General features: G+C 56.9%; 12 protein-coding genes. 1 reads left to right on the top strand and 11 read right to left on the bottom strand.

Annotated elements, in window-relative coordinates:
• Positions 1–188: 188 nt before the first annotated feature.
• The 11 genes from A8O29_RS03790 to A8O29_RS03740 all read right to left on the bottom strand — a co-directional run bounded on the left by A8O29_RS03790 (position 189) and on the right by A8O29_RS03740 (position 11,612).
• Entirely contained in the window at positions 189–1,625 is a 1,437-nt protein-coding gene (locus A8O29_RS03790) for an efflux transporter outer membrane subunit (protein WP_217448709.1), read from the bottom strand.
• Entirely contained in the window at positions 1,622–3,598 is a 1,977-nt protein-coding gene (locus A8O29_RS03785) for an FUSC family protein (RefSeq protein ID WP_125353364.1), read from the bottom strand. Before A8O29_RS03785 ends, A8O29_RS03790 begins: the two co-directional genes overlap by 4 nt.
• 11 nt (positions 3,599–3,609) lie before the next feature.
• On the bottom strand, positions 3,610–4,626 hold the full coding sequence (mdtN, locus tag A8O29_RS03780) for a multidrug transporter subunit MdtN (RefSeq protein ID WP_125353366.1): 1,017 nt from the start codon (positions 4,624–4,626) through the stop codon (positions 3,610–3,612).
• 16 nt (positions 4,627–4,642) lie between these two features.
• On the bottom strand, positions 4,643–4,903 hold the full coding sequence (locus tag A8O29_RS03775) for a YtcA family lipoprotein (RefSeq protein ID WP_125353368.1): 261 nt from the start codon (positions 4,901–4,903) through the stop codon (positions 4,643–4,645).
• 230 nt (positions 4,904–5,133) lie between these two features.
• Entirely contained in the window at positions 5,134–5,637 is a 504-nt protein-coding gene (locus tag A8O29_RS03770) for a protein disulfide oxidoreductase (RefSeq protein ID WP_125353370.1), read from the bottom strand.
• Positions 5,627–6,211, bottom strand: coding sequence for a DsbA family protein (locus tag A8O29_RS03765; protein WP_125353372.1), 585 nt, complete (start codon positions 6,209–6,211; stop codon positions 5,627–5,629). The genes A8O29_RS03770 and A8O29_RS03765 overlap by 11 nt, the downstream gene beginning before the upstream one ends.
• A 2-nt stretch (positions 6,212–6,213) precedes the next feature.
• Positions 6,214–8,226: a protein-disulfide reductase DsbD family protein gene (locus A8O29_RS03760; protein ID WP_125353374.1), complete on the bottom strand. Its 2,013-nt coding sequence runs from the start codon at positions 8,224–8,226 to the stop codon at positions 6,214–6,216.
• A gap of 48 nt (positions 8,227–8,274) precedes the next feature.
• Positions 8,275–8,634 carry a copper resistance protein gene (locus A8O29_RS03755; protein ID WP_125353375.1) on the bottom strand — a complete coding sequence of 120 codons (360 nt, stop codon included), beginning with the start codon at positions 8,632–8,634 and terminating at the stop codon, positions 8,275–8,277.
• A 447-nt stretch (positions 8,635–9,081) separates the two neighbouring features.
• The gene (locus tag A8O29_RS03750) at positions 9,082–9,894 is read right to left on the bottom strand and encodes a MetQ/NlpA family ABC transporter substrate-binding protein (RefSeq protein WP_125355305.1); all 813 of its coding nucleotides are present in this window, start codon (positions 9,892–9,894) and stop codon (positions 9,082–9,084) included.
• 19 nt (positions 9,895–9,913) lie between these two features.
• Entirely contained in the window at positions 9,914–10,582 is a 669-nt protein-coding gene (locus A8O29_RS03745) for a methionine ABC transporter permease (protein WP_125355307.1), read from the bottom strand.
• Positions 10,583–10,589: 7 nt separating this feature from the next.
• The gene (locus A8O29_RS03740; RefSeq protein WP_125355304.1) at positions 10,590–11,612 is read right to left on the bottom strand and encodes a methionine ABC transporter ATP-binding protein; all 1,023 of its coding nucleotides are present in this window, start codon (positions 11,610–11,612) and stop codon (positions 10,590–10,592) included.
• Positions 11,613–11,886: 274 nt separating this feature from the next.
• Here A8O29_RS03740 and A8O29_RS03735 point away from each other — a divergent pair, with 274 nt between their 5' ends.
• The gene (locus tag A8O29_RS03735) at positions 11,887–12,867 is read left to right on the top strand and encodes a DNA repair protein (RefSeq protein ID WP_125355303.1); all 981 of its coding nucleotides are present in this window, start codon (positions 11,887–11,889) and stop codon (positions 12,865–12,867) included.
• Positions 12,868–12,892: the final 25 nt, after the last annotated feature.

Here is a 12,892-nt window from a genome sequence, read left to right as displayed (position 1 = left end):
CAAAAGACGAACTATATGGCATCCGGGTATTTAATCACACACCTCATCTATTTATTTTTGGATATTACCTTCCGGGCTATTTTAATATCATAGTGTGTGCGGGTGAACATTAATTAAATCATATGATTAAGCCACTCCAGAGAGTGGCTTTTTTAATGACTTGCAGGCGTTAGATTCACCAACCCAAACTACACCTTCCCGCCCCCGAGCGCTTTATTCAGCAGGATATCGTGACTGACGAGCTGCCCCTGCATTTCAATCTGTTTGATCTGCGCGCTTAGCCACTGACGCTGTGCTTCATCGGCCATGGCTTCACTGATCAGCCCTCGCTGGAATCGGGCTTGTGCATTGTTCATGCCTGCCGCGGCAGAGCTGACTTTCTCATCCTGCAATACCTGCTCTTCCTGAAGTGACTGAAGGGCAGACCCCGTCACCACCACATCTTTCACCGCCGTCAACACCGCCTGGTTGTATTGCGAAATCAGCATATCCCGCTGGTGACGCGTCTTGTCGAGGTTCGCTTCAAGCTGTCCGCCAGAGAAAAGCGGCAGATACAGGCCTGGCACAATATTGGTTTGCTGACTGGCGTGATCAAACAAATCGTTCATATGCAGGGCGTCGAAACCGAAGAAGGCTTTGATATCGAACTTCGGATAGAACGCCGCCTTGGCGGCATCTATTTGTTTCATCGACGATTGCACATACCAGTGGGCGGCCTGCAAATCCGGGCGACGGGCCAACAGTTGATAGTTAAGCGACGACGGCAGCTGCGTTTGCGCCACCGGCAATGGCCTGGCGGCGATCTCCGCCAGCTCGCCACCGCCGCTCAATGCGCGCAGCGATTCACGGAACGCCACGCGTTGCTGTTTGGCCATCGAAAGCTGCTGGTCGATAGTCAGCAGCATCGATTTTGCCATTTCAGCATCAGAATGAGATTCAAGACCGCGCGCCGCGCGAGCTTCATGCGAGTTCAGCACGAAAGTTTCGGATTGTTTAAGTTTTTCAAGACGCTGTGTAACCTGGTAATTGGTCTGAATCCCGTAATACAGTTGCGCCACGTCCGCTGAAATCTCCAGCTGAACGGCTTTTTCCTCGAGCTTGTGCGCATTTTCCACCCCAAGAATGGCATAAAGACGATCGCGATGCTCGCCCCACAGATCGATGTCGAGCGTTGCCCCCAGCCCAACGATCCCTTCGGTGTACCACGGGCCGGTGGTGCCCAGCGCCGGGTGGTCTTGCGAAAATGGACCAAGATAGCCGTTCGAAGAAATATGCGCCTCATTGACTTCGGCCATCGCATTCACTTTGAGCTGCGTGCCCGATTCAATCAGTGCCACATCCGCACGGGCCTGAGCCACGCGAGCGTGGGCCAGCGCGATTGACGGGGAATGCTGCAAAGCGTGGTCGATCAGCGCATTAAGCTGCGGATCGTTGTAGTGCTTCCACCAGGTCGCGTCCGGCCACTGTTGCGCGGTCAATTTTGCGTCCTGCGGCAGGACAATTTCCTGCTGCTGGATGGCTTGTACCGTCGTTTTCTCGTCTTTCATCGGCGCGCAGGCCGCCAGCAGTGCGCAGCAAATCAGGGCCAGCGGTTTGAGGCTATAGACTCGTTTCAGACTGCTCATAATGACACCCTATCGGTTGCAGTCTGCCGGGTACGCAGGCTGAGATTAAGCTGTTCGATTTCGTAAAACAGGGTCTGCAATCGCCCTTCTTTCACGTACGTCACTGGCGCTGCGGAGGTTGTTTCCCCGCCCGCTTCGGCTAAAGCAGCGCACTGCTTCAGCATGGCCGCCGCCTGCTGGCGTTCGCTAGCGAAGTCATTTTCGCCCTGCCCGGCGTTGAGATGTTCAAACTGATAAATGATTTCGCTCAGGTGGCTGAGCACCTGCTGAGCCGCCAGAATTTCGCTTTCTGATTGGCCGTTATCCGCAGACCAACCCGGCTCCATCGCCACCCGGCCCGCAATGCCCTGACAGCCTGCCAGCGAGCGGCGTAATGCGATTTCACTCCCGGTTCCCGCCTGATGCGTTTTCACGCGTTGGGCAAGGGCATTGATTAAGCTGCTGACGCTGTTCCAGAACAGCTTGCCTTCGCGTTCGGGCCACAAATAACGATGCACAAACGTCGCGATCAGCACGCCAAGGAGGATGCCAATGACCCTGTCGCGAATTTCGACCAGCTCAAAGGTCGGGCCAAAGCTTTCCAGCAGCGCCAGCGCGAAGGTAAACATCATCTGAATCCCGGCGTAGCTTATCTTTTCCGATCCGGCGTAAATCCAGGCCCCAAGCCCAATCACCGGCAGCGACATCGCCAGCAGCCCCACCACGCTTTCGATATGCGGCATCACCAGAATGACCATCAGCAACGCCGCCAGGCTGCCAAGCACCGCGCCAATCACACGCAGCAATCCGCGCTGGGCGGTTGAACCCAGGCTCGACTGCGCCACGATGATGCAGCTGAGCATAATGGTGTGGATGCCCTGCCAGTCTGCGGCGATGTAAATGAGGTAGCAGACGAAGGTGGAGAGCAGCGTTTTAAACGCAAAGGTGTACCAGGTCTGGTTCATCAGCAGCCCGTTCATGCGGGCGGTAGCTTTCGATTGCGCCGAGGAGTCCGCGGGCGGACGCTGGTAATGCGAAAACGCCGCCAGCGACTCCATCATTCGCGCCAAAATGCCCGGTTTCGCGCCCTGGAAAACGTCGGTCTCGTCCACGGAAAACGGCTCGTCTTCGGCAATCGATGCAGCAAACGCATGGCATCGGTCGAGCAGTTTCTGCGCCAGCGCCAAATCGTCCGTATCCGGATGCGTTGGCAACTGTTGCACCATCAGGTACAGGTCAGACACGGTGCTGATCCGCGCCAAATGCCAGGCTTCGTCCTGCCGATAGCGCTTATCACGCATGATGGCGAAGGCCAGCATATGCTGGAGCGTCAGCGTCTTTTCCTGAATATCCGCCGCAGACAGCGGCTCCAGAATGGGTTCCTGGCGGATAAGCCGTTCGGTTCGGGCAATAATTTCCGACAGTTGCGACTGAAGCGCACCCTTCAGCTGCGCGACCGGCTCCAGCGGAAGAAACAGCAGATTGACGATAAGCGTCAGGAGAATGGCGTAGTTAATTGCCACCCACAGCCAGAGGATCATCCTCACCACGCTGTCGGCGTTGTCGGTCATGTCGGCGAAGGTTTGGGTATAAAAGATGACTAGCCCACTGAGGAAAAAAATCACGCCATATCGGGTAGCGCGCATCAGATAGACGCAGGCAAAAAACAGCCCACTCGCCATCATCAGGCGCAGCAGCGGATATTCCCAGGTCAGTTTCAGCGTCAGAATGGACAGCCCCACCGCCAGCGTGGTGCCGAGCACGAACAGTGTGCCGGTCAGTTTGGACAGCACGATGTTCTTTTGTGTGACGTAGAAAACGGCAATCAGGGACAGCGCTAAAAAGGGCACTTGCAGGGTCAGTGAAATGATCATCACCAGCGTGCAGGTAATCAGACAGCGCATCATCAGGTTGCCACGCCCAGGATACGGGCGCAGCAAGCGGATTAACGGTTGCAGCCAGCCGCTCTGGGCAGGAAGTGCGTGTGCGGTCATATCGCCTCCGCTCAACGAGGTTGCAGCGTTGCCACCGCAGAGGCGCCGACGCGGAACAGGTGTGAGTCTGGATTTTCGACCCTAATTTTCACCGGGAAGCGCTGGGAAACGTGAACCCAGTTGATGTTCCTTTTGACGACAGGCAAACCTGACATCACGCTGCCGCCGTCATCGGGCAGCACGCCATAGCTGATGGAGTCCACCTGCCCGGCAAACGTTTTGCCGGTGTCGCTCATCAGCCAGACGCGCGCCGGGGTGCCTTCCTGAATATCTTTAAGTTCGGTTTCGCGGAAGTTAGCAATCACGTACCAGTGCGTGGTGTCGATCAGGGTAAATACCGGTTTCCCTGCCGACACAAATTCGCCGAGGCTGGTTTTCAGCGATGCCACGCGGCCGGTGAAGGGAGCCCGAACGTCGGTGTGCGCCAGGTTTAACTTCGCGATATCAATCTGCGCTTCAATCTCTGCCCGCTGTGCCACCAGCGCATCAACGCCGCTGACCGCGGCGGCGGCCTGTTTCGCCTGTAACTGTAGGCTTTGCAGACGTGATTGCGCACTGGCGTTAGCCGCACGCGCCTGGTCGACTTCTTCGGCGGAAGCGAACCCTTGTGAAAGCAGGGGCGCAAGACGATGTAAAGTGTCGGCGGCTTTTTTGGCATCAGCCTGCGCGCTGGCAATGGCCGCTTTTGCTGAACCGGCACTGAATTTCTGCGCATTGACCGAACGCTGGGTCAGCTCAATTTGTCTGTCCAGACCGGCGAGTTTCGCCTGGGCCTGTTTCAGCGCGGCCTCGTAAGTCGCGGGATCAATACGGAAAAGCAGGTCACCTTTCTGCACCAGCTGATTATCACGTACCGGCTGCTCGATTATCCTGCCATTTACTTCTGGCGACACCGTGATGGTATCCGCATAAGCATAAGCATCATCGGTACGAGGACGGGCATCCAGGCGCCAAATAACCAGAGAAAGCACGCCAAGTGCCGCCACCGTCAGCGCAATTAACGTTGTTTTTTGCTTGTTTTTAAACATGATAATAGCCTGTCGGTTAGCTGAAAATAAATAACCAGATAATCATTGAGAGGGTTGCGGTAATTAATAACCAGCCCGCGAGATTTAATTTATAGCGTTCGCTTAATTTATTGCCGCACAGCCAAAATATAAGCCCGGTAAGTACCGCCCCGCCCGCGAGGCAGTACAGCCAGTCAGGGAAGGCCGCGCCCAGAAAGGGCAAGGAAGGCGCAAGCGAGCACCCCGAAAGGGAAAATATGACGGGTAACCCCAGTAGGGCATGCAGTTTTATTCTCATAATGGCAAATGACCAATGAAATTAAATAGCGGAAGATGACCAACGAAAAAAATGTCAGCAGATAAAAGCAGTGAAGGCCTGCATTATATCACCCCACGCATTCATTACAGTGGTTACTATTAGTTTGCTATGTTATTTGGGCGTATTTTTTATTTATAAATAAATTATGCTTTTTGACATCAACATCGCTATCGGGGGAAAAGCAGCACCATTCCTGACGCTGCCTCAGATTACAGTCCCGCCCACCACAGGCGCAGCTTCATGCCCCAGCCGCTGGTGAATCCGGTGGTGACTGATTTCACTTCGCCTTTAGAAATAATCATCAGCGTCGGCGTGACCTGTACCTGCCAGCTGCGGGAGAGCTGCCCCGATGCATCGTTGACCGTCGGCATCGCGTAATGTTTGCGCGCCAGCCAGTTGCTCAGCGTCGCATCGTCCCCGGAGCGGAGCGCCACGCTTATCACGTTGCCGCCCTCCTCGGCTATCTTCGCCACTGACGGCGTGGTGTAGCGGCACACACCGCACCACGTCGCCCAGACGTACACCAGCAGCGGACGATCCTGGCTCATTTCAGCCAGAGAAACCGGCTTGCCGTCCAGCGTTTGCAACGGCGTGCTGACGAACGTCGCGGGCAGCGTGGGTTGGCGAAACTGATCCATCACCAGCATCGCCGCCGCGGCAATCAACAGCAGCACCACACCTTCGCGCAGCCAGCGTTTGAGCTTAGCTCGCATCGGCTTTCGCCAGTTCTTGTTTCACCAGCGCCTCCAGTTCGTCGTAAGGGATCGCGCCCGCGACCATCGTTTTCCCCACCAGCGTCGCCGGTGTGCCCTGCACGCCCAACACCTGCGAGAGGATCAGGTTCATTTGCAGCGTCTCGCCGCTTTGCCCGTCGGCTTTAATGTTCGCGGTCGCGGTTTTTTGCTGCGCCGCCAGAATAGACGCCTCATCGTGATAGCCCTTTTTCGACATCAATCGCTGATGCAGCGCCCAGAACTGCTGCGGCTGCTGACGCCACGCGGTGAGCGCGATGCGGGCGGAATTAGCGGAGCTTTCACTGCGGAACGGCAGCAGTTTTATCACCAGCTTCACGTCCGGATATTTATGGACGATTTTCTCCAGCTCCGGGTCGAACTGTTTGCAGTACGGGCAGTTGTAATCGGTGAATGAGACCAGCGTCAGACGCGGTTTTTCCGCGCCCATCGACGGCGTATTCGGGTCGTTCCAGAGCAGGTTTTCCAGATCGGGTTCAGCCGCAAGGCTCAGCGTCGAGAAACAAAACAGCAGGATAAAAGTCAAAATGCGCATGGTTATTTTCCTTTAGCGTCGGACAGGGTTTGCAGCACGTCATCACGGCTCAGCAGGGGTGACATCACGCGCCCCTGCACCAGTCCGGGTCCATAAATTTGATTGAAAGGCACGGCCACGCTGTGGCGAGTGCGAAGAAACTGGCTAATAGTGTCCGATGGGCGGCTCCAGTCGCCGCGCAGCGCCACCACGTCCGGCGCGGTGAGCGCGTCCTGCACATCTTCGCGCAGCAGTACGTTGTATTTATTGGCTTTGCAGGTCACACACCAGTCGGCGGTGACATCGACAAACACACGTTTGTTGTCCGCCAGCGCGGCGGCGATCGCTTGTTCACTTAACGGCTGCCAGTCGATCCTGTCCGCGACAATGCCCTTGTCAGTGGAATGCCACAGCGGGAACGCGATGGCGATAGCCAGCGCCGTCGCCAGCGTGCTGACCCCGGCCACGCGCCATCCCCAACGCCACCCCGTCGCGAGCAGCAGAATACAGGCGAGAATGGCGAACAACGCGAGCGTCAGAGTCTGCCCGATATGCACCGCCAGCAGGCTGGCAAGCCACAGCGACGAGCCGAGCATCATCAGTCCGAGAACGGTTCGGACCACGTTCATCCAGCGGCCAGGACGCGGCATGTGCTGCGCCAGCCCAGGCCAGGCGGCAATCAGCAGCCACGGCAGGCTCATGCCGATCCCCATCGCGAAGAACAAACCCCACAGCAGCGGCAGCGGCGCAACCAGCGCCACCGATACCGCTGTGCCGAGGAACGGCGCGGTGCATGGCGTCGCCAGCAGCGTGGCAAACGCGCCCTGCCAGAAATGACCGGCCAGACCGTTCCCGCCTCGCGTCGCAAGGAAGGTGGATAAGCCCGAGGAGAGCCGGATTTCAAACAGGCCGAGCAGGCTGGCGCTGAACAGCACCATGACCAGCGCCATCGCCGCAATAAACCACGGGTTCTGGAACTGAATGCCCCACCCCAACGCCTGATTGCTCAGGCGCAGCACAGTCATCATCAGTGCCAGGGCGAGGAATGAGGTCACAATCCCGACCACCGATGCCATAAACTGCTGGCGCACGCGACGTCGATCGGTGGATGGCGTTTGTACCAGCGTGCCGAGCTTCATCGCCAGCACCGGCAGCACGCACGGCATCACGTTGAGAATCAGTCCGCCTGCCAGCGCCATCAGCAGCACCCAGCCCAGAGAAAGCGTCGATTCGCTGGCGGGAGATTCCCCAACGGTGACGCGGCTCTCCTGCGCCTGGCCGCTATCAGTTAGCACCAACGAAATGGCTTTCCCACGCAGATCCGGCGCGGTTTCGCCCCAGCCATCGCTGACCGGCAGCGTGGCGGTCAGGGTTGGTCCGTCAATGTGATAAGTGGGTTTGCCGAAATCGGTGTCGGCGAGGGTGTCGATGAACAGTTCAGGCTTCTGCCAGCCCGTTTCACGCGTGGCGGTTACGGTCAGTTTGCCCGGCCCATAACCGGCATCCAGCTGCGACGTCAGGCCATCTTTGAGCGGCAGCGTGCCCATAGCGCGGGTGAAATCGTAGCTGAAGTTATCCCCGGCTGGGGTAGTCAAATCGAGGGTAAAGGGATAGTCGGTCAGAATGCAGACGTTACTGCAGGTCGACAGCGTCAGTACGCCCGAGAGTTTTTCAGGCAGCTTGCCGTGCAGCGTTATCGGGAAGGTGACGTTGCCGTGATAGCCCTGAGTGGAAATGCCAGCCACCTCAAAACGCTGCGGCACCGGCCAACGCCAGCCCATCTCCAGCGGCGTCTGCCATTTTATCGCCGGCGCAATCCCGCCTTCCCCCGGCGATCGCCAGTAGGTTTTCCAGCCTTTTTCGAGGTCCACATCCAGCAGCACCTGCGTGTCACCGCTCTGCTGAGCCTCGGCCCGCAGCCTGACGCTGGCATGATCGTTATCGGCGGCGCGCAGCCAGCCCGTGTCGGCCGCATGGCTGACGGGCAGCCATAGCCAGAGCAGGCAGAGCGCAAGCTGCCTGAAAAGAATTCGCATATTTTTTCTCCGTAAATGATTGATTAACCTGTAATGCCAGGCGAGCAATCATTCACGGAAGACGCATAATCGCAGATGCACCCGTAGCCGGGGAGGAGAAATGACCCGCGGCGGCCATTGGCGCTCCGGGCGTTGTGGGACGGCAGCCAGCACGGCCAACAGCAATGTGATGGCAAATATCGCGCCTTCAAACATCACCGGCGGCGTCGCAAACAGGGATTTCGCGCTGAGCTCGCACGGCGTCACCGGCGCGTCGCTGTCCTGATGTTGTTGAGCGGATTGCTGAGCAACCGGAGAGGCGTTGATCATCAGCGCGTGCAGCCCCGCCATGCGCTGCGCGGTGCAGATAAGCACCACCAGACAAGCCAGAGCGACAAGAAGCAAAGCTTTACGCTGACGTGGGATCATAAACGCCTCAATAAAATTCGAGGCTTATCTTAACGGGTGAATGCGCGGCGTGCTGTAAAGAAGTGTCTGGAGAGGGGGCACCGTCTTTTCCCCCTCACCCCAACCCTCTCCCTCAGGGAGAGGGAGAAAATCTATCCCAAGCCCATGCAGGCACCGGTTGTGTCCCCACTTGAAATCGCCGGGCTGCAAGCCAGATGACAAGGTCAGACCGCCAGGGATGGCGGGCTGAGGCGAAACGAGACAGGAAGTCGAGTCGAGCCGGCCGCAGGCAGATGGCTGGAAGACCGGGCAGTGCGAAGCACCGATTTCTTTTGCGGGGCCACGGGGATTGATAAGGGGAACGTGGTGTTCCCCTTATCCCGTTCACGTTCTATTCAGTAGACAGATTCTGCTGCACATCCGGTGAACGGAACAATTCCACCGTGCCTGGCACGCGCGCGCCTACGATCAATTATTTACTGGAATTACCGCACCTTTATATTTCGTACGGATCCAATCCTGAATTGCTTTGGAATGCAGCACGTTCACCAGCGCCACGATATCCTTTTTCTTCTCATCGCCGCTATGCACGGTAATGATGTTGGCGTACGGGTTGTTCTCGCCGCTCTCGACCGCAATCGGGTCATGTACCGGATCCAGACCAGCGTCGATGGCGTAGTTAGCGTTAATCACCACCGCCGCGCCTTCGTCGTTGTTGTACATCTGCGGCAGCAGGGACGCTTCCACGTTCGGCAGGAACTTCAGTTTTTTCGGGTTCTCAACGATATCGCTGATACGCGCAGTGACTTTATCAATCCCTGGCTTCAGCTTGATCACACCCTCTTTCTCGAAGATTGAGAGAATACGGCCTTCTTCGGATACCGCATCACGCATGATGATTTTGCCGCCTTCCGGCAGGTCTTTCAGCGACTTGTATTTTTTCGAGTAAATACCAATCGGCTCGATGTGAATCGCACCCGCGCTGACGAAATCATAGTCTTTGTCGCCCGCATGGTCTTTCAGCACGCTGTTCAGATACGGAATGTGCTGGAAGTAGTTCGCGTCGATTTCACGCCCGGCCAGCGCTGTGTTCGGCAGGATGTAGTCCTGGAAACGTTTGATCTCCAGGTCGATGCCTTCTTTCGCCAGAATCGGTTTCGCCTGCTCCAGAATTTCAGCGTGTGGCACGTTGGATGCCCCCACGGTCAGGGTATCGGCCCAGGAAGCAAAGCTCAGGGCGCTCAGGGTTGCGGCGGCAATCAGTGTCAGTGTTTTTTTCATGATGTGTGGTCCCAAAGAATTATCGTTTATCTAAAAGTGAAGTCACCACGTCGCCGCAGAACTGAATGATGAAGACGATGATCAGAATGGTCACCGTCGCCACCAGCGTGACGTCGTTATGGTTACGCTGGAATCCTTCCAGATACGCCAGATTGCCTAAGCCACCTGCGCCAATCACGCCAGCCATCGCGCTGTAGCTCACCAACGCAATCAGGGTGACGGTAATGCCCGAGACCAGCGCCGGAGAAGACTCCGGCAGCAGGACGCGAAAAATCAGCGTCGACAGGCGGGTGCCCATCGAACGCGTGGCCTCAATTACCCCTTTGTCCACTTCACGCAGGGCAATTTCCACCAGACGCGCATAAAACGGTGCCGCACCAACAATCAGGGCCGGCAGCGCCGCATCTGCACCAAGAATGGTGCCGACGATTGCCTTGGTGAACGGGATCAGCAGCACAATCAGGATGATGAACGGGATGGAACGGAAGACGTTCACCAACACCGAAATCACGCTGTACACCGCGCGGTTGTGGAACAGGCCACCTTTGGCGGTCAGAAACAACGCCAGACCGAGCACGATGCCGAAAACAAACGTCGCCACGCCGGACAGCGCGGTCATGTACAGCGTTTCCTGCGTCGCTGCCCACAGTGAATCCAGGTCCAGATGCGGGAACCATTGTTCCGCCAGAGTATTTTCAGCCATGTTTAATCACCTCGCTGTCGATGTCGCTGCGCTGCAAATCCGCGAGGATGTTGTTCAGCTGTTCTTCTGTGGCCACCACGTGCAGCCAAAGTTGGCCAAACACGCCGTGCGCCGTTTGTGTCATCTTGCCGTGCAAAATGTTGAAGGGCAGGCCGTAGCGCAGCGTCAGTTCGCCGACAATCGGCTGATGCGTGCTGTGCCCGGTAAACGTCAGTTTGATGACGCTGCCCTGCAAATCGTTCGCCAGCTCCGGGTTGAACGCTTCGTCTTCAGCATACTGGCTGACCTGGCGCACAAACTGCTGGGTAATCGGTTTCTGCGGATGGGTGAAGACGCGGATCACCTCGCCTTCTTCCACCACGCGACCGTTTTCCATCACTGCCACCCGGTCGCATATCTTGCGCACCACGTGCATCTCATGGGTGATGAGCACGATGGTCAGGCCGAAGCGACGGTTAATGTCGAGCAGCAAATCCAGAATCTGGTCGGTGGTCTGCGGGTCGAGAGCCGAGGTGGCCTCATCGCACAGCAGCACGTCCGGACTGTTCGCCAGCGCACGGGCAATACCCACTCGCTGTTTTTGGCCGCCGGACAGCTGCGACGGATAGGCATTTTCGCGCCCTTTCAGCCCAACCAGATCGATAAGCTCCGCCACGCGGGCGTTAATCTGTGCTTTCGGCGCCCCGGCGATTTGCATCGAAAAGGCAATGTTCTCGCTGACGGTGCGCGACCACAGCAGGTTGAAATGCTGGAACACCATGCTGATTTTCAGCCGCGCACGACGCAGGGTTTCCCCCCTCGCGGCCGAGATATCCTGGCCGTTAATCAGCACGCTGCCGGACGTCGGTTTTTCAAGCCCGTTCAGCAGGCGAATCAGGGTGCTTTTCCCTGCGCCGCTGTAGCCGATAATGCCGTAAATCTGCCCCTGCTCGACCGTCAGGCTGACGTCGTCAACCGCAGCGATGGGCGCTTTACCGTTATCAAAAATTTTTCGGATCTGGTTTAGTACAATCATTATTTTTAGATGTATAGAGCTATAGACGTCCAGACGGTAGCATTACTTTCATGAATAACTCAACAACAAAATTTTCATATGGTTATGCCGCAACGTGATAACGACGCCATTTGCGATTTATCACTGGCAGTTGCGGTTAAGTTTTTAGATTGCTTTGAATCGTTAACACCATGAAATAATGAGACTTATAATCACGCTTAACCGCTGACAGTCGCCAGGCCGCAGTGGTACTCTGCCTGCCACTCCGCAGGCCTGGAAGCTGAGCAAACGCGTCATGAACAAACCCATTAAACGGCTGGAAATCATTAAAAATGCGATTGAGCTGGAGGACGATGAGATTGTCCACGGCCAGCTTGTGCAGCTGAAAAAAGAGCCGCTGGATGAGGGGCTGAAGGCCATCGTGCAGGCGCTTGAAGCCCGACGCTATGCAGATGCTATCGCCGCCATCACCGTCTGGTTGCAGAACCAGCGGGCGCTGACGACCTGGCAAGACCCGCGCATTTCTGCCAGTAAGCTCGAACTGAAAACCCTGGAAGCCGAATTGCAGGCATTGCACGATCGGCGTACTGCCCGTATTCAGCGGCTGGATGAATTCAACGAGTTGTACATGACTCGTCTCGGCCCGCTGATGACCGAGATCCTGCGTTTACGTAAAGTACTGGCCGAGAAAATGCTGCGTCGACAGCTGCGCGAGGGCAGCCGCAGTGAACCGGTGGCCGAAGAATCTGCGCGTCAGGCCGACGCCGCCAGCCAGGATTATGAATCGTATCGCCAACGCCATCAGGAAGCCCAGCGCCACCAGGCCGCGCAGCAGCGGCTGGCAGAATCTGAGCGTCATGAGCTGAAACGCCTGTGGCGACAGGCCAGCAAACTGTGCCATCCCGACCTGGTGGATGATTCACTGAAAGCGGAAGCCACCACGCTGATGGTGCGACTCAATCAGGCCCGCCAGCGCGGGGATCTCCCCATGGTGCGCAGTATTCTTACCCGTCTGATGCAGGGTCAGCAGCCGATGCTGGCCAGCAGTCGTTTGAACGATCTTGAGCCTTTACGACAGAAAATCGCCGAGATTCGGCTGCAAATTCGCACGCTTATTCTTGAGCTTTCGGGTCTGGAAAAAGAGGGCGCATGGCAGCTGGTGACGACGCTTCGCGACCAGGAAGGGTATTTTCTGCAGCAGGAAAAAGCGATGAGCAACACCGTGCGCACGCTGGAGAAGCAGATTGTAGATGCGGGGTTTGATGAGGTGGCATGAGTGCTGTCTAACACACTCTCCCCAG

This window comes from Scandinavium goeteborgense (genome assembly GCF_003935895.2).
In the GTDB taxonomy this organism is placed as follows: Bacteria; Pseudomonadota; Gammaproteobacteria; order Enterobacterales; family Enterobacteriaceae; genus Scandinavium; species Scandinavium goeteborgense.
The sequence above is the reverse complement of the archived record's forward strand: the minus strand, read 5'-3'. Positions and strand labels throughout refer to the sequence as shown.

Bases quoted from the DNA above. Each gene is read 5' to 3' on its own strand.
- A8O29_RS03765 (WP_125353372.1), bottom strand. From the start codon at position 6,211: ATGCGCATTTTGACTTTTATCCTGCTGTTTTGTTTCTCGACGCTGAGC.
- A8O29_RS03755 (WP_125353375.1), bottom strand. From the start codon at position 8,634: ATGATCCCACGTCAGCGTAAAGCTTTGCTTCTTGTCGCTCTGGCTTGT.
- A8O29_RS03750 (WP_125355305.1), bottom strand. From the start codon at position 9,894: ATGAAAAAAACACTGACACTGATTGCCGCCGCAACCCTGAGCGCCCTG.
- mdtN (WP_125353366.1), bottom strand. From the start codon at position 4,626: ATGTTTAAAAACAAGCAAAAAACAACGTTAATTGCGCTGACGGTGGCG.
- A8O29_RS03790 (WP_217448709.1), bottom strand. From the start codon at position 1,625: ATGAGCAGTCTGAAACGAGTCTATAGCCTCAAACCGCTGGCCCTGATT.
- A8O29_RS03775 (WP_125353368.1), bottom strand. From the start codon at position 4,903: ATGAGAATAAAACTGCATGCCCTACTGGGGTTACCCGTCATATTTTCC.
- A8O29_RS03785 (WP_125353364.1), bottom strand. From the start codon at position 3,598: ATGACCGCACACGCACTTCCTGCCCAGAGCGGCTGGCTGCAACCGTTA.
- A8O29_RS03735 (WP_125355303.1), top strand. From the start codon at position 11,887: ATGAACAAACCCATTAAACGGCTGGAAATCATTAAAAATGCGATTGAG.
- A8O29_RS03740 (WP_125355304.1), bottom strand. From the start codon at position 11,612: ATGATTGTACTAAACCAGATCCGAAAAATTTTTGATAACGGTAAAGCG.
- A8O29_RS03770 (WP_125353370.1), bottom strand. From the start codon at position 5,637: ATGCGAGCTAAGCTCAAACGCTGGCTGCGCGAAGGTGTGGTGCTGCTG.
- A8O29_RS03760 (WP_125353374.1), bottom strand. From the start codon at position 8,226: ATGCGAATTCTTTTCAGGCAGCTTGCGCTCTGCCTGCTCTGGCTATGG.